23 protein-coding genes are annotated in these 21,791 nt (G+C 66.1%); 13 read left to right on the top strand and 10 right to left on the bottom strand.

The annotated features are described in order from the left end of the window. Positions 1-146 precede the first annotated feature (146 nt). Genes C167_RS0120030 through C167_RS0120040 form a run of 3 tightly spaced genes read right to left on the bottom strand, consistent with a single transcriptional unit; the run spans position 147 to position 3,792 of the window. Positions 147-1,742, bottom strand: coding sequence for a GMC family oxidoreductase (locus tag C167_RS0120030; RefSeq protein WP_017520082.1), 1,596 nt, complete (start codon positions 1,740-1,742; stop codon positions 147-149). Positions 1,743-1,783: 41 nt separating this feature from the next. After that, positions 1,784-2,329 carry a hypothetical protein gene (locus C167_RS0120035; RefSeq protein WP_017520083.1) on the bottom strand — a complete coding sequence of 182 codons (546 nt, stop codon included), beginning with the start codon at positions 2,327-2,329 and terminating at the stop codon, positions 1,784-1,786. 32 nt (positions 2,330-2,361) lie between these two features. Next, a complete protein-coding gene (locus tag C167_RS0120040) occupies positions 2,362-3,792 on the bottom strand; it encodes a coniferyl aldehyde dehydrogenase (RefSeq protein WP_017520084.1) in 1,431 nt (476 codons plus the stop codon). A 245-nt stretch (positions 3,793-4,037) separates the two neighbouring features. Between C167_RS0120040 and C167_RS0120045 the strand changes: the two genes are divergently transcribed. Next, complete coding sequence (locus tag C167_RS0120045; RefSeq protein ID WP_017520085.1) at positions 4,038-4,691, top strand: TetR/AcrR family transcriptional regulator; 654 nt, start codon at positions 4,038-4,040, stop codon at positions 4,689-4,691. Positions 4,692-4,783: 92 nt separating this feature from the next. Here the strand turns inward: C167_RS0120045 and C167_RS0120050 are convergent, their stop codons facing one another. Continuing rightward, positions 4,784-5,200 carry a GNAT family N-acetyltransferase gene (locus C167_RS0120050; protein WP_017520086.1) on the bottom strand — a complete coding sequence of 139 codons (417 nt, stop codon included), beginning with the start codon at positions 5,198-5,200 and terminating at the stop codon, positions 4,784-4,786. A gap of 81 nt (positions 5,201-5,281) precedes the next feature. Continuing rightward, complete coding sequence (locus C167_RS0120055) at positions 5,282-6,277, bottom strand: hydrolase (protein WP_017520087.1); 996 nt, start codon at positions 6,275-6,277, stop codon at positions 5,282-5,284. Positions 6,278-6,384: 107 nt separating this feature from the next. On the opposite strand from C167_RS0120055, the gene C167_RS0120060 reads away from it, so the two are divergent. Both C167_RS0120060 and C167_RS0120065 read left to right on the top strand, forming a co-directional pair. Continuing rightward, positions 6,385-6,738, top strand: a complete 354-nt coding sequence (locus tag C167_RS0120060) for a hypothetical protein (RefSeq protein WP_017520088.1) — start codon at positions 6,385-6,387, stop codon at positions 6,736-6,738. A 70-nt stretch (positions 6,739-6,808) separates the two neighbouring features. Continuing rightward, entirely contained in the window at positions 6,809-7,792 is a 984-nt protein-coding gene (locus C167_RS0120065; protein ID WP_017520089.1) for a tetratricopeptide repeat protein, read from the top strand. A gap of 6 nt (positions 7,793-7,798) precedes the next feature. Here C167_RS0120065 and C167_RS0120070 read toward each other — a convergent pair whose 3' ends face one another. The 4 genes from C167_RS0120070 to C167_RS0120085 are packed head-to-tail and all read right to left on the bottom strand — an operon-like array spanning position 7,799 to position 11,839. Then, complete coding sequence (locus C167_RS0120070; protein WP_017520090.1) at positions 7,799-8,353, bottom strand: hypothetical protein; 555 nt, start codon at positions 8,351-8,353, stop codon at positions 7,799-7,801. Between the two features lie 3 nt (positions 8,354-8,356). Continuing rightward, positions 8,357-8,965 (bottom strand): 16S rRNA (guanine(966)-N(2))-methyltransferase RsmD, encoded by a 609-nt coding sequence (gene rsmD, locus C167_RS0120075; protein WP_017520091.1) that lies wholly within the window; start codon positions 8,963-8,965, stop codon positions 8,357-8,359. Beyond that, entirely contained in the window at positions 8,965-10,476 is a 1,512-nt protein-coding gene (locus tag C167_RS0120080; RefSeq protein ID WP_017520092.1) for a M16 family metallopeptidase, read from the bottom strand. The genes rsmD and C167_RS0120080 overlap by 1 nt, the downstream gene beginning before the upstream one ends. Continuing rightward, positions 10,469-11,839: a M16 family metallopeptidase gene (locus C167_RS0120085; RefSeq protein WP_017520093.1), complete on the bottom strand. Its 1,371-nt coding sequence runs from the start codon at positions 11,837-11,839 to the stop codon at positions 10,469-10,471. Before C167_RS0120085 ends, C167_RS0120080 begins: the two co-directional genes overlap by 8 nt. Positions 11,840-12,030: 191 nt before the next feature. Here C167_RS0120085 and ftsY point away from each other — a divergent pair, with 191 nt between their 5' ends. From ftsY to C167_RS0120110, 5 genes are all read left to right on the top strand, one after another. Beyond that, complete coding sequence (gene ftsY / locus C167_RS0120090) at positions 12,031-13,491, top strand: signal recognition particle-docking protein FtsY (RefSeq protein ID WP_017520094.1); 1,461 nt, start codon at positions 12,031-12,033, stop codon at positions 13,489-13,491. Further along, positions 13,488-14,159, top strand: a complete 672-nt coding sequence (ftsE, locus tag C167_RS0120095; protein WP_017520095.1) for a cell division ATP-binding protein FtsE — start codon at positions 13,488-13,490, stop codon at positions 14,157-14,159. Before ftsY ends, ftsE begins: the two co-directional genes overlap by 4 nt. Continuing rightward, positions 14,159-15,169, top strand: coding sequence for a permease-like cell division protein FtsX (gene ftsX / locus C167_RS0120100; protein WP_017520096.1), 1,011 nt, complete (start codon positions 14,159-14,161; stop codon positions 15,167-15,169). Before ftsE ends, ftsX begins: the two co-directional genes overlap by 1 nt. Before the next feature lie 111 nt (positions 15,170-15,280). Beyond that, positions 15,281-16,135, top strand: coding sequence for an RNA polymerase sigma factor RpoH (gene rpoH, locus C167_RS0120105; protein ID WP_017520097.1), 855 nt, complete (start codon positions 15,281-15,283; stop codon positions 16,133-16,135). An 83-nt stretch (positions 16,136-16,218) separates the two neighbouring features. After that, the gene (locus tag C167_RS0120110) at positions 16,219-16,833 is read left to right on the top strand and encodes a hypothetical protein (RefSeq protein ID WP_017520098.1); all 615 of its coding nucleotides are present in this window, start codon (positions 16,219-16,221) and stop codon (positions 16,831-16,833) included. Between the two features lie 229 nt (positions 16,834-17,062). Here C167_RS0120110 and mtgA read toward each other — a convergent pair whose 3' ends face one another. After that, a complete protein-coding gene (mtgA, locus tag C167_RS0120115; protein WP_026079160.1) occupies positions 17,063-17,782 on the bottom strand; it encodes a monofunctional biosynthetic peptidoglycan transglycosylase in 720 nt (239 codons plus the stop codon). A gap of 32 nt (positions 17,783-17,814) precedes the next feature. On the opposite strand from mtgA, the gene C167_RS0120120 reads away from it, so the two are divergent. From C167_RS0120120 to C167_RS0120140, 5 genes are all read left to right on the top strand, one after another. Continuing rightward, entirely contained in the window at positions 17,815-18,183 is a 369-nt protein-coding gene (locus C167_RS0120120; RefSeq protein WP_017520100.1) for a DUF423 domain-containing protein, read from the top strand. A 100-nt stretch (positions 18,184-18,283) separates the two neighbouring features. After that, entirely contained in the window at positions 18,284-18,484 is a 201-nt protein-coding gene (thiS, locus tag C167_RS0120125; RefSeq protein ID WP_017520101.1) for a sulfur carrier protein ThiS, read from the top strand. 54 nt (positions 18,485-18,538) lie between these two features. Continuing rightward, a complete protein-coding gene (locus tag C167_RS0120130; RefSeq protein ID WP_017520102.1) occupies positions 18,539-19,345 on the top strand; it encodes a thiazole synthase in 807 nt (268 codons plus the stop codon). Between the two features lie 135 nt (positions 19,346-19,480). Next, entirely contained in the window at positions 19,481-20,152 is a 672-nt protein-coding gene (gene trmB, locus C167_RS0120135) for a tRNA (guanosine(46)-N7)-methyltransferase TrmB (RefSeq protein WP_218939096.1), read from the top strand. A gap of 170 nt (positions 20,153-20,322) precedes the next feature. Then, entirely contained in the window at positions 20,323-21,669 is a 1,347-nt protein-coding gene (locus tag C167_RS0120140) for a DUF1329 domain-containing protein (RefSeq protein WP_017520104.1), read from the top strand. Positions 21,670-21,791 lie beyond the last annotated feature (122 nt).

Genomic DNA, 21,791 nt, shown 5'->3' on the forward strand with positions numbered 1-21,791 from the left:
GCGAGCAAGCTCGCTCCTACAAAGAGCCATCTCGTGCGGATGGACGGGGAATCGCTTCAGTTTTGTAGGGCGGATAACCCGGAACGGGTTATCCGCCGGCCAACCTGCGGCGTTGAACGTTGGCGTGCTATGCGCCCTACGGGGGCTCAGGTCTTGCCCAGGCGCCTGGCCAGGGCATCAGCCAGTTGCGCGGTGAGGCCGTAGACCGAGAGCTGCGGGTTGGCGCCGATGCTGGTGGGGAACAGCGAGCCGTCGTGAATCGACAGGTTCTCCAGCTGGTGGTGGCGGCCGAGGCTGTCGCACACCGACTGCTTCGCGTCTTCGCCCATGGCGCAGCCGCCCATCACGTGGGCACTGCCCAGGCGGGTGCGATAAAGCTCCAGGCTCAGGCCATCGATGAGTTCGTGTGCCTCCTTGGCGCTTTTTACGTAGCCGGCATCGGCATGCAGCGGCAGCACAGCCTTGGCGCCGGCGGCGAACTGGATGTCGGCCATGGTGTGGAAGGCGCGGCGGATGCCGTCCCAGGTGTAGTCGGTCATCTGGTAGTCGAGCACCGGGGTGTCGTCGCCGCGCAGGCTGACCGAACCCGACGCGCTGTCGGGATGGAAGCCGTCACGCATCAGCGCCAGGATCACGTTGGTGTGCGGCAGCTGCTCCATGCGCAGCGCGTTGTCCTCGCCGAAGCGGCCGAGCAGGGTGGCGCTGAGCGCCGGCTGCAGCGGCGGAACTTCGAGCTTGTAGGACATGCGCCCGGTGGCGCCGTCGTCCCACTGGAAGTGGTCGGAATAGATCGACTGCGGTGCGCCGTAGAAGGGGTTGATCACCTCGTCGAACAGCGCGGCGCTGAAGTTCACCACGTGCAGGAAGGTGCGCTGGCCGACGCGGCCGTTCGGGTCCGGGGCCTTGGAGCGCAGGAGGATCGCCGGGGTGTTGATGCCGCCGCCGGAGAGCACGTAATGGCGGGCCTTGATGGTGATCTTGCGGCCGGTGGGAGCGACGCAGCGCTCATCCATGGCCGAGCATTCCAGGCCGCTGACCTTGCTGCCGTCATGCAGCAGGCGGTCGGCGCGAGCGAGGTACAGCAGCTCGCCGCCCTTTTCCAGGGTCGCCGGGAGGGTGGTCACCAGCATCGACTGCTTGGCGTTGGTCGGGCAGCCCATGCCGCAGTAACCGAGGTTCCAGCAGCCGCGAACATTGCGTGGAATGACCTTCCAGTGCAGGCCGAGCTTCTCGCAGCCGTTGCGGATCACGTCGTTGTTGGCGTTGGGCGGCATGATCCAGGGCGCGACGCCCAGGCGTTGCTCCATCTTCTCGAACCAGGGTGCCATCTCGGCGACGCTGTGGCCCTTCACGCCGTGTTCCTTGGCCCAGTGTTCCAGGGTCGGCTCGGGGGTGCGGAAGCTGGAGGTCCAGTTGACCAGGGTGGTGCCGCCCACGGCACGGCCCTGGAGGATGGTGATGGCGCCATCCTTGCTCATGCGGCCGATGCCTTCCTGGTAAAGGCTGGGGTAGGCGTCGGACTCCTGCATCTTGAAGTCGGTGCTGGTCTTGAGCGGGCCTTCTTCCACCAGCAGTACCTTGTAGCCGGCGGCGCTCAGGGCTTCGGCAGTGGTGCCGCCACCGGCGCCGGTGCCGACGATGACCACGTCGGCCTCCAGGGTCAGGTCCTTGTCCAGGCGCGAGCCGTTGTGGACTTTCCAGCCGCGGGCCAGGCCCTCGGCGAACAGATCGGGTACAGGCATCGGGATATCTCTTTCGGCGAGTTCTTGTTGTTCTGGCGAAATCAGATTTTCGGCGGGCCGGGGTAGCCGCAGTGGCCCCAGGATTCCGTGCGGCCGTACCAGGCCATCAGCACCAGTTGCAGCAGCGAGCTGTGGCCCATCTTCAGCAGCGAGAGGGAACTGTTCTGCCAGCGGTCGAGGAAGTGCTTCACGTCTTCGGCGTTGGCGTTATCCCAGCTGCCCCAGACGCCGGTGAGCGGACCGCGGGTGATCGGCAGCGCGAGCACGTCGAACAGCTGCACGGTGAGCTTGAGCATCTCCGGGGAGAGATGGTCGAGGCTGTTGTCCAGGCTTGAGAGGGTGCCCTTGACGGCGTCGGCCATGCGCTCGGTGGGCACGGCGCCGGCCAGCATTACCGGGATCAGTGCGCGCAGGAAGGGCATGTCGGAGTCGCGCAGCACGGCGAAACCGTTGGCCGGAGTACTGGCCGAACAGCCGCTCAGGCTGGCGGTGACGCCCGCGGTGGCGAGGAAGGCCCCGCCCAGCAGGCCGATCTTGAGCACGCCGCGCCGGGAGAGGCCCGGCGCGGTGAGGGTGGTGTCTGTCATTCTTGTTCTGTCACCTGTTATTGAGGGGGCGGTCAGCGGATGAACAGCTTGTAGACGAGTTTCTGCAGCGACTTGCCGTAGGGCGGGTAGATCACCCGCGCGGCGTTGAAGCGCGGCTTGCTGAATACGCCCTTGGCCTTGGAGAAGGTCAGGAAGCCCTCGTGGCCGTGGTAGTGGCCCATGCCGGACGGGCCTACGCCACCGAAGGGCATGTCGTCCTGGGCCACGTGCAGCAGGGTGTCGTTCAGGCACACACCGCCCGAATGGGTCTGCGCCAGTACATGGTCCTGCTCGCGCTTGTCGTAGCCGAAGTAGTACAGCGCCAGCGGGCGGTCGCGCTCGTTGATGTAGCTGAGCGCCTGGTCGAGGCTCTGGTAGGGGATTACCGGCAGCAGCGGGCCGAAGATCTCCTCCTGCATGATCTTCATCTCGTCGCTCACGTTCAGCACCAGTGCCTGCGGCAGGCGGCGGCCCTGGGCCTGCGGGAACAGCGGCACGACGGTGGCACCGCGCGCCTGGGCGTCGGCGAGGTAGCTGTTCAGGCGCGCGAGCTGGCGCTCGTTGATGATCGCGGTGTAGTCGGGATTGTTCTCCAGTTTCGGGAAGAAGCCCTGGACCACCTGGCGATAGCTCTCGACGAACTCGTCGACACGGTTCTGCGGCACCAGCACATAGTCCGGCGCGACGCAGGTCTGGCCGGCATTGAGCGACTTGCCGAAGGCGATGCGCTCGGCGGCGTCCTTCATCGGTACGCTGGCGGAGATGATGGCCGGCGACTTGCCGCCCAGCTCCAGGGTAACCGGGGTGAGATTCTCGGCGGCGGCGCGCATCACGTGCTTGCCGACGCTGGTCGCGCCGGTGAACAGCAGGTGATCGAAGGGCAGCTTGGAGAAGGCCACGCCGACATCCACTTCGCCCTGCACCACGGCGACCAGGTCCTCAGGGAACACCTTGCCCAGCAGCTCTTTCAGCACGCGGGCGGTTTCCGGGGTGGATTCGCTCATCTTGATCATCACCCGGTTGCCGGCAGCCAGCGCACCGGTCAGCGGGCCGATGGCGAGGAACAGCGGGTAGTTCCACGGCACGATCACGCCGACCACGCCCAGCGGCTGGTAGATGACCTTGGCCGAGGCCGGCATGAACTGCATGCCGACGCTGCGCCGGGACGGCTTCATCCACTTCTTCACCCGCTTGGTGGCGTAGTGCACGCCGTGCAGGCTGGGCAGTACTTCTGCCAGCAGGGTCTCGTCGGCGGAGCGGTTGCTGAAGTCGGCGTTGATCGCGTCGATGATTGCCTTCTGCTCGGTGACCAGCAGGTTGGCGAGGCTCTTCAGCCACTGGATGCGCTGGTCGGCATCGGGCATCGGATTGGCGCGATACGCCTGGCGCTGGCGTTCGAGAAGGGTTTCCAGCTGACTGATCTGCTGCTGGGTCTGCTGCAGGTAGGCGATATCGGCAACCATGACGGGCTCCTGGGCGGAAGCGGATGAGGAAGCTCTCCGGTGATTCACGCAAGGAGCCCGGATGCTTCGCGTTTTTATGCTGTCGCTGGTTTTTTAGAGCAAATGCTCTAGAGTGTCAATCAGCATGCCGTGTCCGCGCCGCCGGGCCCAGCCAACGAAAAGTTGGGCGAGCCCGACAGTTGTGTCAGGCGGTAGCAATCGGTGTACCTTTGCGTCCGCGCAATCCGCTTCGATGAGTTTTGGCAATGGCACCACGCATCAACACCCGTGACCGTATCGCCCAGGCCAGCCTGGAGCTGTTCAACGCCCAGGGGGAACGCAGCGTCACCACCAACCACATCGCCGCACACCTGGGCATCTCGCCGGGCAACCTGTACTACCACTACCGCAACAAGCAGGTGATCATCGCCCAGCTGTTCGCCGAGTATGAAAGCCACGTCGACCAGTTCCTGCATCTGCCCGAGGGCCGTACGCTGACGGTGGAGGACAAGACCTTCTACCTCGAAGCCCTGCTCGCCGCGATGTGGCACTACCGCTTCCTGCACCGCGACCTGGAACACCTGCTGGATTCGGATGCGGAGCTGGCCGCGGCCTACCGTGCCTTCGCCCGTCGCGCGATGGACAACGCCAAGGCGATCTACCGGGGCTTCGTCGACGCCGGCATCCTGCAGATGGACGAGCCCCAGCTCGAAGCCCTGACCCTCAACGCCTGGATCATCCTCACTTCCTGGGTGCGTTACCTGTGCACCACCCGCGAAGTGGCCGGCGACCTCAGCGAAGCGCTGATGCGGCGCGGCATCTACCAGGTGCTGGCGCTGGAGAGCGGGCACATCGCCCCGGCCTTTCGCGAGGCGGTGGCGGCGGTATTCGACCGGTTGTACGTGCCGCTGGAAGGTTGACCTTCAGGCGGACCGTCAACGGTATCCGCCATGCCATTACGCAGGGCGCGTAACGCGCCAGCGTTGTCCGCCGACTGCTCTGCCCGGCGAGGTTAAGCATCCACCTGGCGCGGCCCCGGTACCCGCGGCCGGCGCAGGGCGATGCCATGGCGCAGGAAGAAGTCCTCCACGCCCTCGGTGGCATCGGTATAGAGCGTACGGTTCGGGTGATCGGCGAGAAAGCGTGCCATCAGCGCCAGGCCGATCCCGCGTGACTGGAAGCCCGGCAGCACGGCAATTTCGGCCAGCCATGTGGTCTGCGCCGTCTCGCTTTCCGCGCGCAGCAGGCCGAGCACCTGCTCGCCGTCCACGGCCAGCAGGAAGTAGCTGGAAAATTCGTAGAGATCGCGCAGTTCAGCCCGGGTACCGGGCGAGCCCCAGCCTACGGCGCGATACAGCGCGGCAATGCCCGCGCAATGGGTATCGCTCAGGGGTGGGTTGTGCAGAATCGTCAGCGGCGTGTCGTGCATGGCGGCGCTCCTTCCTGGCGTTTGCTTCCGGTGCAGCTCCAGTCTGCCTCATTCCCGCGCCCGCCGGCTGACCCAGCGCAGTCAGGACTCCCGCCGCTCGCGCAGCCACTGCGGGATGCGGCGCTCCAGGTAGTAATCCGGGCGGCCGGGCGAGCCGCCGATGAAGCCGACATGGCCACCATGGGGCAACAGCTCCATCTGCGTCGAAGCGGACAGCTCGTCCAGCTGCGGCACGCTGTGGGCGTGGATGAACGGATCGTCGCTGGACTGGATGATCAGCGTCGGCACGCGGATGCCGCCCAGGTAATAGCGGCTGGAGGCGCGCCGGTAGTAATCGTGCACATCGGCGAAACCGTGCAGCGGCGCGGTCACCCGGTCGTCGAAGTCCCAGAAGGTGCGCATGCCGTCCAGCGGCCCGAGGCGTTCCAGCGCGGCAAGGTTTTCCGCGTGGCCGCCGGCGGCGAACGCTTGGCGCTTGGTCTGCACATAGGCAGTAAGCTCGCGCATGAAATGCGCCTGGTAAACCCGGGAGAAACCAATGCCGATGCGATCGGCGCACTGGTCCAGGCGGAAGGGCACCGACACTGCCACCGCGCCCTTCAACGGGCAGCTCTGCGAGGATTCGCCCAGGTACTTGAGCAGCACGTTGCCACCCAGCGAGTAACCCACCGCATGCAGCGGGGCCATCGGCCGCTTGGCGCGGACGTGGGCGACGACCGAGGCGAGGTCCTCGCTGACGCCCGAGTGATAACCGCGCGGCAGCAGGTTCGATTCGCCCGAGCAGCCGCGCCAGTTCAACGCCACGCTGGCCCAGCCCTGCGCCGCCAGCTGTTGCTGAAGGCCCAGGATGTAGTGCGAGGAGGACGAGCCGGTCAGCCCGTGCAGCGCCAGCACCAGTGGTGCGTCCGCTTCATGCGGGCCGTGCCAGTCGAGGTCGATGAAGTCGCCATCTTCCAGCCACAGGCGTTCGCGGGTGCGCTCGAGGCTGGGTGCCTTGCGTGCGAGCGAGCCATACAGTGTCTGCAGGTGCGGGCCGGGTAGCCACCAGGCGGGTTTGAATGGGGAGGGTATAGTCATCACGGATCGAATGGGGCTGACGAGTTGTGATAGTAACGCCAAGTCGGCCGTACGATGGATGCCCATGCATCCGCTGTCAGGAAAACCCACGCAAAGGAGGGGATGGAATGTGGAAGAAAATCGCGGCGTTGGGCCTGCTGCTCTGGCTCGCCGCGTGCGGCGAACCGGTGCCGCAGGAGCACAAGTCCTATGTTGGGCTATGGACCGCGCCGCAGATGAGCCTGCTGGTCACAGCGGACGGTCGTGTCGCCTATAAGCGGGTGTCGGGCAGTACGTCGAAGTCCATCGAGGCGCCGATCAAGCGCTACGAAGCCGACGGCTTCACCGTGGGCTTCGGCCCGTTCGACACGCACTTCAAGGTCTCCAAACCGCCCTACCAGGACGGCAACCAATGGAAAATGGTGGTCGACGACGTGGAGCTGGTGCGCACCAGCACCGTGGATGTCGGCAAGTCGATCTGATATCTCCAACTGCTGTAACAGGTCGCGCCGGGATGGCCGACCGCTTCAACCGACATGAGGATTGTCACGAATGTTCAGCCGCTGGTTTTTCCTGTCCGCACTTTCTCTTGCACTGCCCACATTGGCCTGCGCCGAGGGTGCTTCGTCCGACTTCAGTGAGGCGCCCTCCGGCACCGAGCAGGGCGAGCAACTGTTCGCCGAATTCACCCGCCTTCAGCAGGCCGCCGAGACGGGCGCACCGCAGGCCCTGTTCGATTTCGGCGTGTACTTCTACCAGCAGCAGAACTACGCGAGCGCGCGCAAATGGTGGGGCAAGGCGGCCGAAGCGGGGATGGCTCGTGCACAGATCCAGCTGGCCATGCTCTATCGCGACGGTGACGGCGGCCCCGAGGACAAGGCCGCGGCGGCTCGGTGGTTCCGCAAGGCCGCGGAGCAGGGCGACGTCGGCGCGCAGAACGAGATGGGCGTCCTCTACTGGAGCGGCGAAGGCGTCGACAAGGACCGGGTGAAGGCAGGCACCTGGTTCGAACGCGCGGCCGAAGCCGGCAGCGAAGACGCCGAAACCAACCTGGGATGGTTCTACCTGGACGATTCGCAGGGAGTGTACGACGCCGCCAGCGACGAAGAAGCCGCCCTGCTGGAGCGCTACTCCGCCAGCCGCGAAAAGGCCTTTCAGTGGTTCTGCAAGGCGGCGAGCCAGGGCAATGCCCGTGCCCAGTTCAAGGTCGGCGAGGCCTACTGGAACGGCTCCGGTGCGGGCATGAACAAGTTGCAGGCGCGTCTGTGGCTGGAAAAGGCCGCGCAGCAACAGGACGCGGAAGCCATCGCCTGGCTGAAGAGTGCCGGGGAAACGGCCTGGTACACCCGACTGGAGAATTGGACCCACGCCGCGCTGGATGGCGAGCTGTCCGGCACCGCCGATTGCTCGGGGGCGGCGGATCGTCGTCATGCCAATCGCGCGGTGGAAAGTGCATCGTCCGAGCCCGAAGCCGTGGAAGCCGGTGCGGCCGAGGCAGCAGAGGCAGTAGACGCGGCACAACCCGCGAGCCAGTAAGGCTCGCTACCAGCCGAACTCGTCGGCCAGGTCTTCCGCGCGGCGGGCGTCGCCGAGCAACAGCGTCAGTTCGCCGATCAGTCCGCGGCGGTAGAGCGGGTTGACGCTGTAGTCCTCGGCGAAGATGTCTTCGCCAGCCCCACGCCACACCCGGGCGAAGGTGGCGAGGCAGGCGGTCATCTGCCAGAGATCATCGAACATCGGCGCGGGGTCCCAGGGGCCGCCGTGCTGGTCGAAGAGGATACGGCCGGTGGAGCATTCGAGGATGAAGGGATCGGCACCCTGGTCTGCCACCACTATCCAGTCATCACTCCATCCCGCCAGCCGCTCGCCGGTCAGGCCGTGCCAGCGATAGCCGGCCTGCTGCTTCCACAGCTTCGCCAGCGAGGGAATGAAGAACGGATTGCCAGCGGTGTCCAGGGTGCAGTCGCACGGACCGACTTCGCGGTAGAAGCGTGCCAGTTCTGCCGGCAGGGCGATGTCGCCGGCCCAGTCGCTGGCAGGCTGTTCGAAACAGTGTTCGTCCAGCGCCAGCAGTTGTTCGCGCAGGGCGTCCGACATCCGTCAGCTTCCCCGCTGCCACAATGCGTAATGCACCGAGCCCGCCGTTTTCTCCCGGTGCAGCCGCCAGTTGCCCGGCAGGCCGAGGCTGGAGGGCACGGTTTCGCTTTCGGTGTAGATCCACGCGTCCTTGGCCAGCCAGCCGCGTTCTTCCAGCAGGCGGCAGGTGTTCTGCAGCAGGTCCTGGTGGAAGGGCGGGTCGAGGAAGACCAGGTCGAAGGCCTGGGAGGCCGGAGTGTCGAGATAGCGCAGCGAGTCGGTCATCAACAACTGGCCGTTGCCGCACTTGAGCGTATCGAGGGTGCCGCGCAGGGCGGCCACGGCTTCGCCGTTGGTGTCCAGCGCAAGACCGGCGCTGGCGCCACGGGACAATGCCTCGAGGAACAGCGCGCCGCTGCCGGCGAAGGGGTCTAGCACGCGGGCGCCGGGGACGTAGGCGGCAAGCCAGTTGAACAGGGTCTCGCGCACCCGGTCCGGCGTCGGGCGCAGGCCCGGGCCATCGGGGAAGGCAAAGCGCCGGCTGCGCCATTCGCCGCCGATGATGCGCAGCTGGCCCTGGCCGCCGTGGGGCTTCTGTGCGGCGCGCGGGGCGCCGCCGGGTCGTTTGCTCATCAGTGCTCCGGTACGCCGGCGGGTTGCGCGGCGGGTTTGTCGGTGGGCGGCGGCAGCGGTTGCTGCGGCACGGTGGGGCCGGCGGTGACGATGACGAAGGCGTCCGGGTCGAGGTGGCGGCGCATGGCCTGCTTCACCTGTTCCGCGCTCAGGCCCTGGACCTGGCTGAGGAAGGTTTCCAGGTAATCCAGCGGCAGGTTGTAGAAACCGATGGCGCCCAGCTGGCCGACGATGTCGGCGTTGCTCGCGGTGGACAGCGGGAAGCTGCCGGCGAGCTCGCGCTTGGCGTCGTCCAGTTCCTTCTGCGTCGGGCCCTTGTCGAGGTAGTCGCGAACGATGTCCTGGACCAGCTTGAGGGTGCCTTCGCTCATTTCGGCGCGGGTCTGCAGGCCGATGGTGAACGGCCCGCGCGACTGCATGCCGGTAAAGCCGGAGTAGACGCCGTAGGTCAGGCCGCGCTTCTCGCGCACCTGGTCCATCAGGCGGGTGCCGAAGCCGCCGCCGCCGAGGATCTGGTTGCCCAGGTAGAGCGCGGCGTAGTCCGGGTCGTTACGGGTGATGCCCAGTTGCGCCAGCATCAGTTGGGTCTGCTTGGAGGGGAACTCGATGTGGGTGACGCCGGCCTTGGGCGTCTGCGGTTCGCCCGGCGCGGGCAAAGCAGGGCCCTTGGGCAGGGACTTGGAGACGCTGCCGGCGATGGCTTCGGCCTGCTCGCGGGTCAGGTCGCCGACCAGTGCGATGACCACGTTGCCGGCGGCGTAGGCCTTCTGGTGGAAGGCGCGCAGCTGGGCGACGCTGATCCTGGGCACGGACTGCTCGTTGCCGTCGCTGGAGTGGGCATAGGGATGGTCGCCATAGAGCCGCTTGAACAGCTCCAGGCCCGCCAGCTTGCCGGGGTTCTGCTTCTGGTACTCGAAGCCGGCCATGACCTGGTTCTTGATACGCGCCAGGGCGTCCTCGGGGAAGGTCGGCTGGCCGATCACCTGGTCGAACAGCGCCAGCGCGGTCTCGCGCTTGCTCGGCTCGCTCAGGCTGCGCAGGCCGGCTACGGCCATGTCGCGGTAGGAGCCGTTGCTGAAGTTGGCACCCAGGTCGTCGAAGCCGGCGGCGATGGCGCTGGTGTCCTTGCCGGGCACGCCTTCGTTGAGCATGGCGTTGGTCAGCATGGCCAGGCCGTAGCTGTCGCCGTCCTGGCTGCTGCCGGCGGCGAAAGTCAGGCGCAGGTCGAACATCGGCAACTCATGGGCTTCGACGAAGAGCACGCGGGCACCTTCGGCAGTCTGCCATTGCTGGATGTTCAGCTTGCGGTGGCTGGGCGTCTTGCCGGCTGCCTCGGCCAGCGATTGCAGGCCGGTGGGTGCGGCGGCCCCGGCGGCGGCCGGTTGCGCAAGTGCGGGCGCAGCTGCCGCTGTCTCGGCGGCAGGACGGGAAACGAACAACACCAGTCCGGCGATCAGCGCGATGACGATCAGCCCGACCAGACCGTAGCGCAGGCCATTGCGTTCACTCATGGCTGGGCTCCTTGTCGGTGGCGACTTCCGGCAGGACCTGGGCGAGGGTCAGGCGGGAGCGGGTGAAATAGGTGCGGGCGGCTTGCTGGATATCCTCGGCGGTGACCGCCTGGATGGCTTCCAGGTCCTTGTCCGCCAGGCGCCAGCCGAGGCCGACGCTTTCCAGCTCGCCAATGGTGCTGGCCTGTCCGGCGATGGAATCTCGCTCGTAGACCAGCCCGGCGATGACCTGGGCGCGCACGCGCTCCAGCTCGTCCTGGCTCGGTGGGTTCTGCTTGAGGTCCTCCAGTTGCTTCCACAGGGCGGCCTCGACCTGGTCGAGGGTCTTGCCGGTCTGCACGTTGGGCGTGGCCGAGAGGAAGAACAGGCCGTCGCCGCGGGAGAACGCATCGTAGGAGGCCGAGGCCCCGGCGACGATTTCCTCGCCGCGTTCCAGGCGAGCGGACAGGCGCGCGCTGTAGCCACCGTCGAGGATCGCCGAGACCAGGCGCAGGGCGTTGATCGACCTGGCGTCGTTGCTGCTGCCCAGCGTCGGCACGTTGAAGCCCATGATCAGGCTGGGCAGCTGGGTGCGCACATGCAGCTTCAGGCGGCGCTCACCCGGCTCGGCCAGTTCCAGCGGCTTGCGCGCGGCGGGCAGGTCGCGTCTGGGAATCTCGCCGAAGTACTTCTGCGCCAGCGCCTTCACCTCCTCGCCAGTCACGTCGCCGACTACTACCAGGGTGGCGTTGTTGGGCGCATACCAGGCCTGGTACCAGTGGCGCAGGTCATCGATGGTCATGCGCTGCAGGTCGGCCATCCAACCGATGGTCGGCGTGCGGTAGCCGCTGGCGGGGTAGGCGGCGGCCTTGAAGCGCTCGAAGGCCAGCGCGCTGGGCTTGTCGTCGGTGCGCAGGCGGCGCTCTTCCTTGATCACCTCGATTTCGCTCTTGAACTGGTCGGCTGGCAGGGCGAGGTGCGCCATGCGGTCGGCTTCCAGCTCCAGAGCCACCGGCAGGCGGTCGCGGGCCAGCACCTGGTAGTAGGCGGTGTAGTCGTCGGTGGTGAAGGCGTTCTCTTCCGCGCCGAGGTCGCGCAGCACCAGCGACGCCTGGCCGGGACCGAGCTTGCGGCTGCCCTTGAACATCATGTGCTCCAGGGCGTGGGAGAGCCCGGTGAGGCCGGGTGTCTCGTAGCTGGAGCCCACCTTGTACCAGAGCTGGGAGACCACCACGGGGGCGCGGTGGTCCTCGCGGACGACGACCTTCAGGCCGTTGTCCAGGGTGTATTCGTGGGTGGGCTGTGGTTCCGCGGCGCTCGCCATCAGCGGCAGCAACAGGGAGCCGAGCAGCAGGCCGGCATGGCGGCGTGCAAGGGTTTTCATCGTGGACTGAACCTTTCGGGCTGTCCGCGGGGTCTATGCAGGCTGGCGGCCAGCCTCTTAACCCCGGCGGGCGAGGAGATGCTAGGATACCCATCCGTTTTCCGGGCGGCCACGTTCAGGGCTTCGCAAAGCTGTTTCGAGGCTTTTTTGCCGCCTGTTTCCGTGGCGTCCCCTAGAGATTCGATCCCTACATGTTTGGTTCCAACGACGACAAGAAGGCCCCGCCAGCGGGGGAGAAGAAGGGTCTGTTCGGCTGGTGGCGCAAGAAGCCCCAGGCCGAGGAGCAACCCGTAGCCGAAACCGAGCCGCAGGATGAACAGCCTGCCGCCGCCGAACCGGCTCCGGTCTCCGAGCAGGCTCCCGCCGCCCAGGCCGGGCCGGTGGCGCCGCGCGCCGAGCCGACTGCCGAGCCCACGCCCGAACCGATAGTCGATGTGGTGCCGGCCAGCGTGCCGGTCGAGCCGTTGGCGCAGCCGGTTCCTCAACCTGAGCCGCAACCCGCCGCACAACCTGAGCCGCAACCCGTTGCGCAGCCGGTCATTGCCGAGGCACCGCAGCCGGTCGTCCCGGCGGTCGCGCAGGCCCCCGTTGCCGCGCCTGTGCAGCTCGAACCGGCTGCCGAAGCGCCTGTCGTGGTCGCCCAGCCTGAGCCCGAGCCTGCCGCGCCGCCCGCAACGGAACCCGAGCCGCAGGCCAGGCCTGCCGCCAGCGAACCGGCCAAGCTCGGCTTCTTCGCGCGCCTCAAGCAGGGCCTGTCGAAGACCAGCGCCAGTCTCGGCGAAGGCATGGCCAGCCTGTTCCTGGGCAAGAAGGCCATCGACGACGACCTGCTGGACGAGATCGAGACTCGCCTGCTGACCGCCGACGTCGGCGTCGAGGCGACCACCACCATCGTGCAGAACCTGACCAAGCGTGTGGCGCGCAAGGAACTGGCCGACAGCGAAGCGCTGTACAAGGCCCTGCAGGAAGAACTCGCCAGCCTGCTGCGCCCCGTCGAGCAACCGCTGACCATCACCCGCGACAAGCAGCCCTACGTGATCCTCGTGGTCGGCGTGAACGGCGTCGGCAAGACCACCACCATCGGCAAGCTGGCGAAGAAGCTGCAGCTCGATGGCAAGAAAGTCATGCTGGCCGCCGGCGACACCTTCCGCGCCGCCGCGGTCGAGCAGCTGCAGGTCTGGGGCGAGCGCAACAACATCGCCGTGATCGCCCAGCACACCGGCGCGGACTCCGCCTCGGTGATCTTCGACGCCGTGCAGGCCGCCAAGGCCCGTGGCGTGGATGTGCTGATCGCCGACACCGCCGGTCGCCTGCACACCAAGGACAACCTGATGGAAGAGCTGAAGAAGGTGCGCCGCGTGATCGGCAAGCTGGACGAGACGGCTCCCCACGAAGTCCTGCTGGTGCTGGATGCCGGCACCGGGCAGAACGCCATCAACCAGGCCAAGCAGTTCAACAATGCTGTGGAACTCACCGGCCTGGCCCTGACCAAACTGGACGGCACTGCCAAGGGCGGGGTGATCTTCGCCCTGGCCAAGCAGTTCGGGCTGCCGATCCGCTACATCGGTGTCGGCGAAGGGATCGACGATCTTCGAACCTTCGAGGCCGATGCCTTCGTCCGTGCACTCTTCGAGACCCGGGAAATCGCATGATCCGTTTCGAGCAGGTTGGTAAGCGCTACCCCAACGGCCATGTCGGCCTGCACGAGATCTCGTTCCGCGTGCCGCGCGGCGAGATCATGTTCGTCACCGGCCACTCCGGCGCGGGCAAGAGCACCCTGCTGCGCCTGATCCTGGCGATGGAGCGGCCGACCTCCGGCAAATTGTTGCTGGGCGGTCAGGACGTCTCGCGCATCTCCACCGCGCAGATTCCTTTCCTGCGCCGGCAGATCGGCGTGGTGTTCCAGAATCACCAGTTGCTCGATGATCGCAGCGTATTCGAGAACGTTGCCCTGCCGATGCAGATCCTCGGCCTGCCCAAGGCGGATATCGCCTACCGCGTGGAAGCCGCGCTGGACCGGGTGAACCTCAAGGAGAAGGCCGAAGACCGGCCCTCCGACCTCTCCACCGGCCAGCAGCAGCGCGTCGGCATCGCCCGTGCGGTGGTACACCGTCCGGCACTGCTGCTCGCCGACGAACCGACCGGCAACCTCGACCCGCGCCTGGCCTCGGAAATCATGTCCGTATTCGAAGACATCAACCGCCTGGGCACCACCGTACTGATCGCCAGCCACGACCTGGCGCTGATCGCGCGCATGCGCCACCGGATGATCACCCTGCAGCGCGGCCGCATCATCGCCGACCGCGAGGAGAACGCCTGATGAGTGCCAATGACCTGCCCCGCGGCCAGGAAGAGGGTACCCCGACGCGTAACACGCGGGAGCGCCCGGACGACAACGAACACCAGGACCACAGCGCCTCCCTCTCGGCTTACGTGGAGAACCACCGCGCCAGCCTGATGGACAGCCTGCACCGCCTGGTCAGCCACCCCTTCGGCAGCTTCTTCACCTGTCTGGTGATGGGCATCACCCTGAGCCTGCCCATGGGGCTGTCGCTGTTGTTGAACAACGTCGAGCGCCTCGGTGGCTCCTGGCAGCGCGCCGCGCAGATTTCCCTGTTCCTCGATCTGAAGGCCAGCGAGGCCCAGGGCCAGGACCTGCGCGAACAGATCGAGAAAATGCCCGATGTGATCGAGGCGCAGCTGATCAGCCGCGACGATGCGCTGAAAGAGCTGCAGGAGCAGTCCGGACTTGGTGAAGCATTGAAGGAATTGCCGGATAACCCGCTGCCGGCGGTGATCTCGGTGACACCCAAGCAGATCGACAAGGCCCAGCTGGATGCCTTGCGTCAAAGGCTGTCGGAGCTGCCGGGTGTACAACAGGCGCAGCTGGACCTGGTCTGGGTCGAGCGGCTGTCGGCGATCCTCAAGCTGGGCGACCGCTTCGTCTTCGGCCTGACCCTCCTGCTGGTGCTGACGCTCCTGCTGGTGATCGGCAACACCATTCGCCTGCACATCGAAAACCGCCGTAACGAAATCGAAGTCATCAAGCTGGTCGGCGGGACGGATGGTTACGTGCGTCGCCCCTTCCTCTATATGGGCGCGCTCTACGGCCTGGGCGCGGGCATCCTGTCCTGGGCCCTGCTGGCCTTCGGCCTGGATTGGCTGAACAGCTCGGTGGTCAACCTGGCCGGGCTGTACGGCAGTGATTTCGGCCTGGCGGGCGTACCGGTCGACGACGGCCTGTCGCTCACGGTAGGCGCTGTGCTGCTGGGCTGGATCGGCGCCTGGCTGGCCGTGGCGCGTCACCTGCGTGAGCTGGCGCCGCGCTGAAACCCCCTGATTTTCCTAGGGGTTGGGTGGGTGTAAAGGAACTTTTACACCCGCTTGCAGTCAGATTTCGCAGTGCTACACTGCGCGAGTTTCGTGAATCGGAGGATTCGCATGACCACTTCCCTGCAACCTGTCTATGCCCTGGCTCCCGGTGCGAACCTGGAAGCCTACGTGCACTCGGTGAACAGCATTCCGCTGTTGACGCCGGAGCAGGAGCGCGAACTGGCCGAACGCCTCTTCTACCAGCAAGATCTGGAAGCGGCACGGCAAATGGTTCTGGCGCACCTGCGCTTCGTCGTGCACATCGCCCGGAGTTATTCCGGGTATGGCCTGTCACAAGGCGATCTGATCCAGGAAGGCAACGTCGGCTTGATGAAGGCCGTAAAGCGTTTCAACCCGGAAATGGGTGTGCGCCTGGTGTCGTTCGCCGTCCACTGGATCAAGGCCGAGATCCATGAGTTCATCCTGCGCAACTGGCGGATCGTGAAAGTCGCGACCACCAAGGCGCAGCGCAAGCTGTTCTTCAACCTGCGCAGCCAGAAGAAGAAACTGGCCTGGCTGAGCAATGACGAAGTGCACCGCGTCGCGGAGACCCTCGGCGTCGAGGCCCGCGAAGTCCGCGAGATGGAGAGCCGTCTCACCGGACAGGACATGGCCTTCGACCCGGCCGCGGATGCCGACGACGAGAGCGCCTACCAGTCCCCGGCGCATTATCTTGAAGACCATCGCTACGACCCGGCGCGCCAGCTGGAGGAAGCGGACTGGAGCGACAGCTCCACTGCCAGCCTGCACGAGGCGTTGGAAGGCCTGGACGAGCGCAGCCGCGACATCCTCTACCAGCGTTGGCTGGCCGAGGAGAAGGCGACGCTGCACGACCTGGCGGCCAAGTACAACGTGTCCGCCGAGCGGATCCGTCAGCTGGAAAAGAACGCGATGAACAAGCTCAAGGGTCGCATCGAAGCCTGACCGGCTTCGACGCGCCCTGCGAGTCGCGAACCGCACCCTGGTGCGGTTTTTTTCTGTCCGTTTGTCTGTGTCTGGAGAGCCCCATGCCGCGCCTGCGTCCCGTCCACGGGATGTTCTTCCTGGTCATCGCCCTGCTGGCCTTCGGGCTCGGCTCCTGGGTCGCCCGCACTTCGGCACCGCCCAAGCCACCGCAATGGTTCAGCGACTGGAAGGAAAAGGTCTTCGAGCCGCTGGCCGACGACAGGCTCACGCTGAATGACCTGCAGGACCAGCAACCCGGCGAGCTGTGGCTGACCGCCAGCCAGGACGGTCCGCAACTGCATTACCGCGGCAGGCTGGTGTCGGAAGAGGGGCCCTGGCACGTCGAGGCGGAGTTGGCCCTGAGCGAGGCCGAGCATGCCAGCCTGGCCAAGGCCACCGGCATGCAGCCGAGCAGCAAGGACCAGCCGCTGAGCGCCGAGCTGATGGGCCAATTGGGCAACAAGCCGGTCTCGGAGCTGGCACTTGCGCCGCAGGAAGACCTGGCGGTCGGGCGTCTGGCGGTGAGCCTGGGCGACCCGCGCCTGCGCCTGCAGGTGGATGGCGGTGAGGCCTGGGTCTACCCGGAGAAGGGCATGACCGTGCTGCATCGCGACGGCACGCTGCAATGGGTGCGGGTGGTGCCGCGCAGTACGTTCAAGGCTGGCGAGGCGCCCTAGCGCTTGTTCGTATTCTATTGGTCGGGGGCGGAGCAAAACGCCCCTCTCCCTAACCCTCTCCCTGAAGGGAGAGGGGATCGTTCGGCGCTGATTTCGAGTATTGAGCCTTCCTGGTGCTGCAGGATAAGTGCGGGGCAGGACATTGCAGAGGGCAGCTCCCTCTCCCTTCAGGGAGAGGGCTGGGGAGAGGGTGCTTGGCGGTGATGCTTCCAACACCGCCAGGAGGTCTCTACAGCCGCTGCAAATACTCGCTGCCCAACTGCCACATTTGCTGGCGGATCCACGAGGCGCGCTGGCGCACGTAAGGGCCGGGCTTGCCGGCACTCCACTTGCGCGGGTTGGGCAGCACGGCGGCCAGCAGGCTGGCCTGCTGCTGCGACAGGCGCTTGGCATCGACGCCGAAGTGGTGCTGGGCGGCCGCCTGGGCACCGAACACGCCGGCATCCCATTCCACGCTGTTGAGGTACACCTCGAGAATCCGCTGCTTGGACCAGAAGGTCTCGATCAGCAGGGTGAACCAAGCCTCGAAGCCCTTGCGCACCCAACTGCGCCCGGTCCAGAGGAAGACGTTCTTCGCCACCTGCTGGCTGATGGTGCTGCCGCCGCGAACCTTGCCGCCCTGCTCGTTGTGCGCCAGGGCCTTCTGGATCGCCGGCACATCGAAGCCGTGGTGTTCGGCGAACTTCTGGTCCTCGCTGGCGATCACTGCGAGCTTGAGGCTGTCCGGCAGTTCGTCCCAGGAGCGCCAGCTGCGCTGCAGGTCGATGGGCTTGCCGTTGAACCAGGACTCGACCTTGCGCTCGACCATGACCATGGTGCCCGGCGGCGGCACCCAGCGCAGGATGACGACCAGCGCCACGCTGATGGCGACGAACCAGAGCGCGATCTTGAACAGGCGGCGGAGGACGTTGCGCATGCGAGGCTTTGACTGGGCGGATGAGCGGGCCATTATAGCGGCACTCACCTGTCTGGAGTTTCCCGATGCTGCGCACTTTCCTGATGCTCGCCGCCTTCTTCGGTTTCACCGGGGTCGCCCTCGGCGCCTTTGCCGCCCATGGCCTGAAGAACAAGCTCACACCCGAGTACCTGGCGGTGTTCCAGACTGGCGTGCACTACCAGATGCTGCACGCCCTGGCGCTATTCGGCGTGGCGCTGCTCTCGGCGCATATCGGCGGCACCCTGGTCAGCCTGGCCGGCTGGGCCTTCACTGTCGGCATCCTGCTGTTCTCCGGCAGCCTCTACCTGCTGACCCTGGCTGGCCTGGGCGTGGGCATCATCACCCCGATCGGCGGTCTGTTCTTCCTGATCGGCTGGGCGCTGCTGCTGGTGGCGGCCTTCCGCCTGGGTTGACCCGGACGTCAGAAAAGCCCGAGTGCGACGCTCCGGTAACTTGGTCATCCGGCGCGATCGGGCTAGAATGCGACCCCCTCCAACAACGACCGTCCCGCCCATGCGTATTCAGTTGAACGGCGAACCCTTCGAGCTGCCCGACGGCCACAGCGTCGCCAATCTGCTCGAGCGTCTCGACCTCACCGGCAAGCGTGTCGCGGTCGAGCTCAACCAGGACATCGTGCCGCGCAGCCAGCACGCCGCCACCGCCTTGAGCGAAGGCGACCAGGTGGAAGTGGTGCATGCCATCGGCGGCGGCTAGCAGCCGCCTCCCAGACTTTCAGGCCCCGCCCGCCTTCCTTTCAGGAGTGATCCGATGAGCCAACCCAACTCCAACCTGCCGGTCGACAAGCCCTTCACCCTGGCTGGCCGTACCTACAATTCGCGGCTGCTGGTCGGCACCGGCAAGTACAAGGACCTCGAGGAGACTCGCGTCGCCATCGAGGCCTCGGGCGCCGAGATCGTCACTGTTGCCGTGCGCCGCACCAACATCGGCCAGAACCCGGGCGAGCCGAACCTGCTGGATGTGATCCCGCCGGATCGCTACACCATCCTGCCGAATACCGCTGGCTGCTACGACGCCGTCGAGGCAGTACGCACCTGCCGCCTGGCCCGCGAGCTGCTGGATGGCCACAACCTGGTCAAGCTGGAAGTCCTGGCCGACCAGAAGACCCTTTTCCCCAACGTCGTCGAAACCCTCAAGGCCGCCGAAGTGCTGGTCAAGGATGGCTTCGACGTCATGGTGTACACCAGTGACGACCCGATCATCGCGCGCCAGCTGGCCGAGATCGGCTGCATCGCGGTGATGCCGCTGGCTGGCCTGATCGGCTCGGGCCTGGGCATCTGCAACCCGTACAACCTGCGCATCATCCTCGAAGAAGCCACCGTTCCGGTGCTGGTGGACGCTGGCGTGGGCACCGCCTCCGACGCCACCATCGCCATGGAGCTGGGCTGCGAGGCCGTGCTGATGAATACCGCCATCGCCCACGCGCAGAACCCGGTGATGATGGCCGAGGCCATGAAGCACGCCATCGTCGCCGGCCGCCTGGCTTACCTGGCTGGTCGCATGCCGCGCAAGCTGTACGCCAGCGCGTCGTCGCCGATGACCGGTCTGATCAACTAAGTATTTCCATCCTGACGCGCGGGCCGGTTTGCCGAAGGCAGCCGGCCCGCGTGTGCATTTACCCGCAAGGTCCGAGTCATGAGTGACATTCCCGAGAATCAGCCTGAGAACCAGCCCGACGCCGACAACCGGCCGATGCGCGCCATCAAGAGTTTCGTGATGCGCGCCGGGCGCATGACCGAAGGCCAGCAGCGCGGCCTCGATCAGGGCTGGCCGAAGTACGGCCTGGAACTGGCCGACGGCGCGCGGGACTTCGACCAGGTATTCGGGCGCCAGGCGCCGCGTACCTTCGAAATCGGCTTCGGCATGGGCCACGCCACCCTGGAGATGGCCGCCGCTGCGCCGGAACAGGACTTCATCGGTGTGGAAGTGCACCGTCCGGGCGTCGGCGCACTGCTCAACGGCATGCTGACCCAGAACCTCACCAACATCCGTGTCTACAGCTGCGACGCCATCGAGGTGCTGCGCGACTGCGTCGCCGATGCCAGCCTCGACCGCCTGCTGCTGTTCTTCCCGGACCCCTGGCACAAGTCACGCCACCACAAACGTCGCATCGTGCAGCCGGCCTGGGCCGAGCTGGTGCGGCAGAAACTGAAGGTCGGCGGCGTGCTGCACATGGCCACCGACTGGGAGCAATATGCCGAGCACATGCTGGAAGTTATGAATGCCGCACCCGGCTATCGCAACCTTTCGGCGGACAATACCTATGTGCCGCGCCCGGAAGAGCGCCCCGTCACCAAGTTCGAACGTCGCGGGGAGCGGCTCGGGCATGGCGTCTGGGACCTGAAGTTCGAACGCGTCGACTGATTCACCGGAAAAAGGCCTGCCATGCGGGCCTTTTTCACGCAGGAACATCCTACAGACCGGGACCACCCGGCAGGCCGCCAAGGCCACCCTCACCTCCTGAATAAAAAGCGGCATCCGCCGCGGACGAAAATAAGAGTGATGGACAGGAGTCCGTCGCAAAGGAGTCTGCTGTGTTGAAGAAACTTGCTGTACTGCTGATGGCGGGCGTATGGACCCTGCCGGCGCAGGCGAAGGTCGATGCCGCCGAGGCCGCTCGACTGGGCCGCGACCTGACGCCGATGGGGGCGGAAATGGCCGGCAACGCCAGTGGCACCATCCCCGCGTGGACCGGCGGTATCACCAGCGTCCCGGCGGGCTACCAGCCCGGCACCCACCACCTCGATCCATACGCCGCCGATGCCGTGCAGTACAAGATCGACAGCAAGAACCTGGCGCAATACCAGGCGCTGCTCACTCCCGGCACCCAGGCGCTGCTGCAGGAAAACCCGGACTACTACCTGCGCGTCTTCCCCAGCCGCCGCAGCGCATCCCTGCCCCAGCGCATCTATGACGCCACCCGTTTCAACGCCGAGAATGCCGAGCTGATCGCCGATGGTAACGGCGTGCAGGGCGCCGCCGCCGGCGTGCCGTTCCCGATGCCGAAGAACGGTCTGGAAGCCATCTGGAACCACACTATGCGCTACCGTGGCGAGCAGATTCACATGGTGACCAATCAGGCCGCCGTGCTCGCCAGCGGCAGCTACAACCTGCTCAAGCTCGACCGCTTCGTGTACTTCAACTACGGCCGCGAGGGCATGACCCCGCAGGACCTGAACAACACGCTGTTCTACTACAAGTACAACATCGTCGCCCCGGCCAAGCTCGCCGGCTCCGCGCTGGTGGTGCAGGAGACCATCGACCAGGTGCTGTCGATCCGCAAGGCCTGGCGCTTCAACAGCGGTGAGCGTCGGGTGCGCCGCCTGCCGAGCCTGGCCTACGACACGCTGCAGCCGGACACCAACGGCCTGGCCACCGCCGACACCGTGGACGTCTACAACGGCGCGCCGGACCACTACGAGTGGCAACTGCTGGGCAAGCGCGAGATGCTGGTGCCGTACAACAGCTATGCCGTGCACCAGAAGGGTATTCCCTACGCGGACATCCTCAAGACCAAGACCCTCAATCCCGAACTGCTGCGCTACGAGCCGCACCGCGTCTGGGTGGTCGAGGCGACCCTGCGCAAGGGCATGGGCCATCCGTTCGCCAAGCGCCGCTTCTACCTGGATGAAGACAGCTGGCAGATCCTTGCCTCGGACATCTACAACGCCGACGGCAAGCTGATCCGCGCCCAGGAAGTGCACCCGATCAACTACTACGACGTGCCCATGGTGCTCAGCACCCTGGAAGCGCTGTACGACTTCGAGGGCAAGCGCTACTTCGTCGACGGCCTGGACAACAACGAGCCGATGTACGACTTCAAGGTCCCGCTGGGTCCGCGCGACTTCACCCCGCAGGCGTTGCGCCGCGAAGGTAACTGAGTCCGGCAGAGGCCGCCGATTGGCGGCCTTTGTGCCTCTTCGAGATACGGGTGGGGCGAGCTGGCCCGTTCCTGCAAGATCAAGAGCCCCTCTCCCTAACCCTCTCCCGCAAGCAGGAGAGG

The sequence above is a fragment of the Pseudomonas nitroreducens TX1 genome (genome assembly GCF_000313755.1).
GTDB classification, from domain to species: domain Bacteria; phylum Pseudomonadota; class Gammaproteobacteria; order Pseudomonadales; family Pseudomonadaceae; genus Pseudomonas; species Pseudomonas nitroreducens_A.

Coding starts and splice junctions, on each gene's coding strand:
- C167_RS0120045 (WP_017520085.1), top strand. CDS start 4,038: ATGGCACCACGCATCAACACCCGTGACCGTATCGCCCAGGCCAGCCTG.
- thiS (WP_017520101.1), top strand. CDS start 18,284: ATGCGTATTCAGTTGAACGGCGAACCCTTCGAGCTGCCCGACGGCCAC.
- C167_RS0120050 (WP_017520086.1), bottom strand. CDS start 5,200: ATGCACGACACGCCGCTGACGATTCTGCACAACCCACCCCTGAGCGAT.
- C167_RS0120035 (WP_017520083.1), bottom strand. CDS start 2,329: ATGACAGACACCACCCTCACCGCGCCGGGCCTCTCCCGGCGCGGCGTG.
- rpoH (WP_017520097.1), top strand. CDS start 15,281: ATGACCACTTCCCTGCAACCTGTCTATGCCCTGGCTCCCGGTGCGAAC.
- ftsE (WP_017520095.1), top strand. CDS start 13,488: ATGATCCGTTTCGAGCAGGTTGGTAAGCGCTACCCCAACGGCCATGTC.
- mtgA (WP_026079160.1), bottom strand. CDS start 17,782: ATGGCCCGCTCATCCGCCCAGTCAAAGCCTCGCATGCGCAACGTCCTC.
- C167_RS0120030 (WP_017520082.1), bottom strand. CDS start 1,742: ATGCCTGTACCCGATCTGTTCGCCGAGGGCCTGGCCCGCGGCTGGAAA.
- C167_RS0120130 (WP_017520102.1), top strand. CDS start 18,539: ATGAGCCAACCCAACTCCAACCTGCCGGTCGACAAGCCCTTCACCCTG.
- trmB (WP_218939096.1), top strand. CDS start 19,481: ATGCGCGCCATCAAGAGTTTCGTGATGCGCGCCGGGCGCATGACCGAA.
- C167_RS0120070 (WP_017520090.1), bottom strand. CDS start 8,353: ATGTCGGACGCCCTGCGCGAACAACTGCTGGCGCTGGACGAACACTGT.
- C167_RS0120085 (WP_017520093.1), bottom strand. CDS start 11,839: ATGAAAACCCTTGCACGCCGCCATGCCGGCCTGCTGCTCGGCTCCCTG.
- C167_RS0120055 (WP_017520087.1), bottom strand. CDS start 6,277: ATGACTATACCCTCCCCATTCAAACCCGCCTGGTGGCTACCCGGCCCG.
- C167_RS0120040 (WP_017520084.1), bottom strand. CDS start 3,792: ATGGTTGCCGATATCGCCTACCTGCAGCAGACCCAGCAGCAGATCAGT.
- C167_RS0120120 (WP_017520100.1), top strand. CDS start 17,815: ATGCTGCGCACTTTCCTGATGCTCGCCGCCTTCTTCGGTTTCACCGGG.
- C167_RS0120080 (WP_017520092.1), bottom strand. CDS start 10,476: ATGAGTGAACGCAATGGCCTGCGCTACGGTCTGGTCGGGCTGATCGTC.
- ftsY (WP_017520094.1), top strand. CDS start 12,031: ATGTTTGGTTCCAACGACGACAAGAAGGCCCCGCCAGCGGGGGAGAAG.
- C167_RS0120060 (WP_017520088.1), top strand. CDS start 6,385: ATGTGGAAGAAAATCGCGGCGTTGGGCCTGCTGCTCTGGCTCGCCGCG.
- C167_RS0120110 (WP_017520098.1), top strand. CDS start 16,219: ATGCCGCGCCTGCGTCCCGTCCACGGGATGTTCTTCCTGGTCATCGCC.
- rsmD (WP_017520091.1), bottom strand. CDS start 8,965: ATGAGCAAACGACCCGGCGGCGCCCCGCGCGCCGCACAGAAGCCCCAC.
- C167_RS0120065 (WP_017520089.1), top strand. CDS start 6,809: ATGTTCAGCCGCTGGTTTTTCCTGTCCGCACTTTCTCTTGCACTGCCC.
- ftsX (WP_017520096.1), top strand. CDS start 14,159: ATGAGTGCCAATGACCTGCCCCGCGGCCAGGAAGAGGGTACCCCGACG.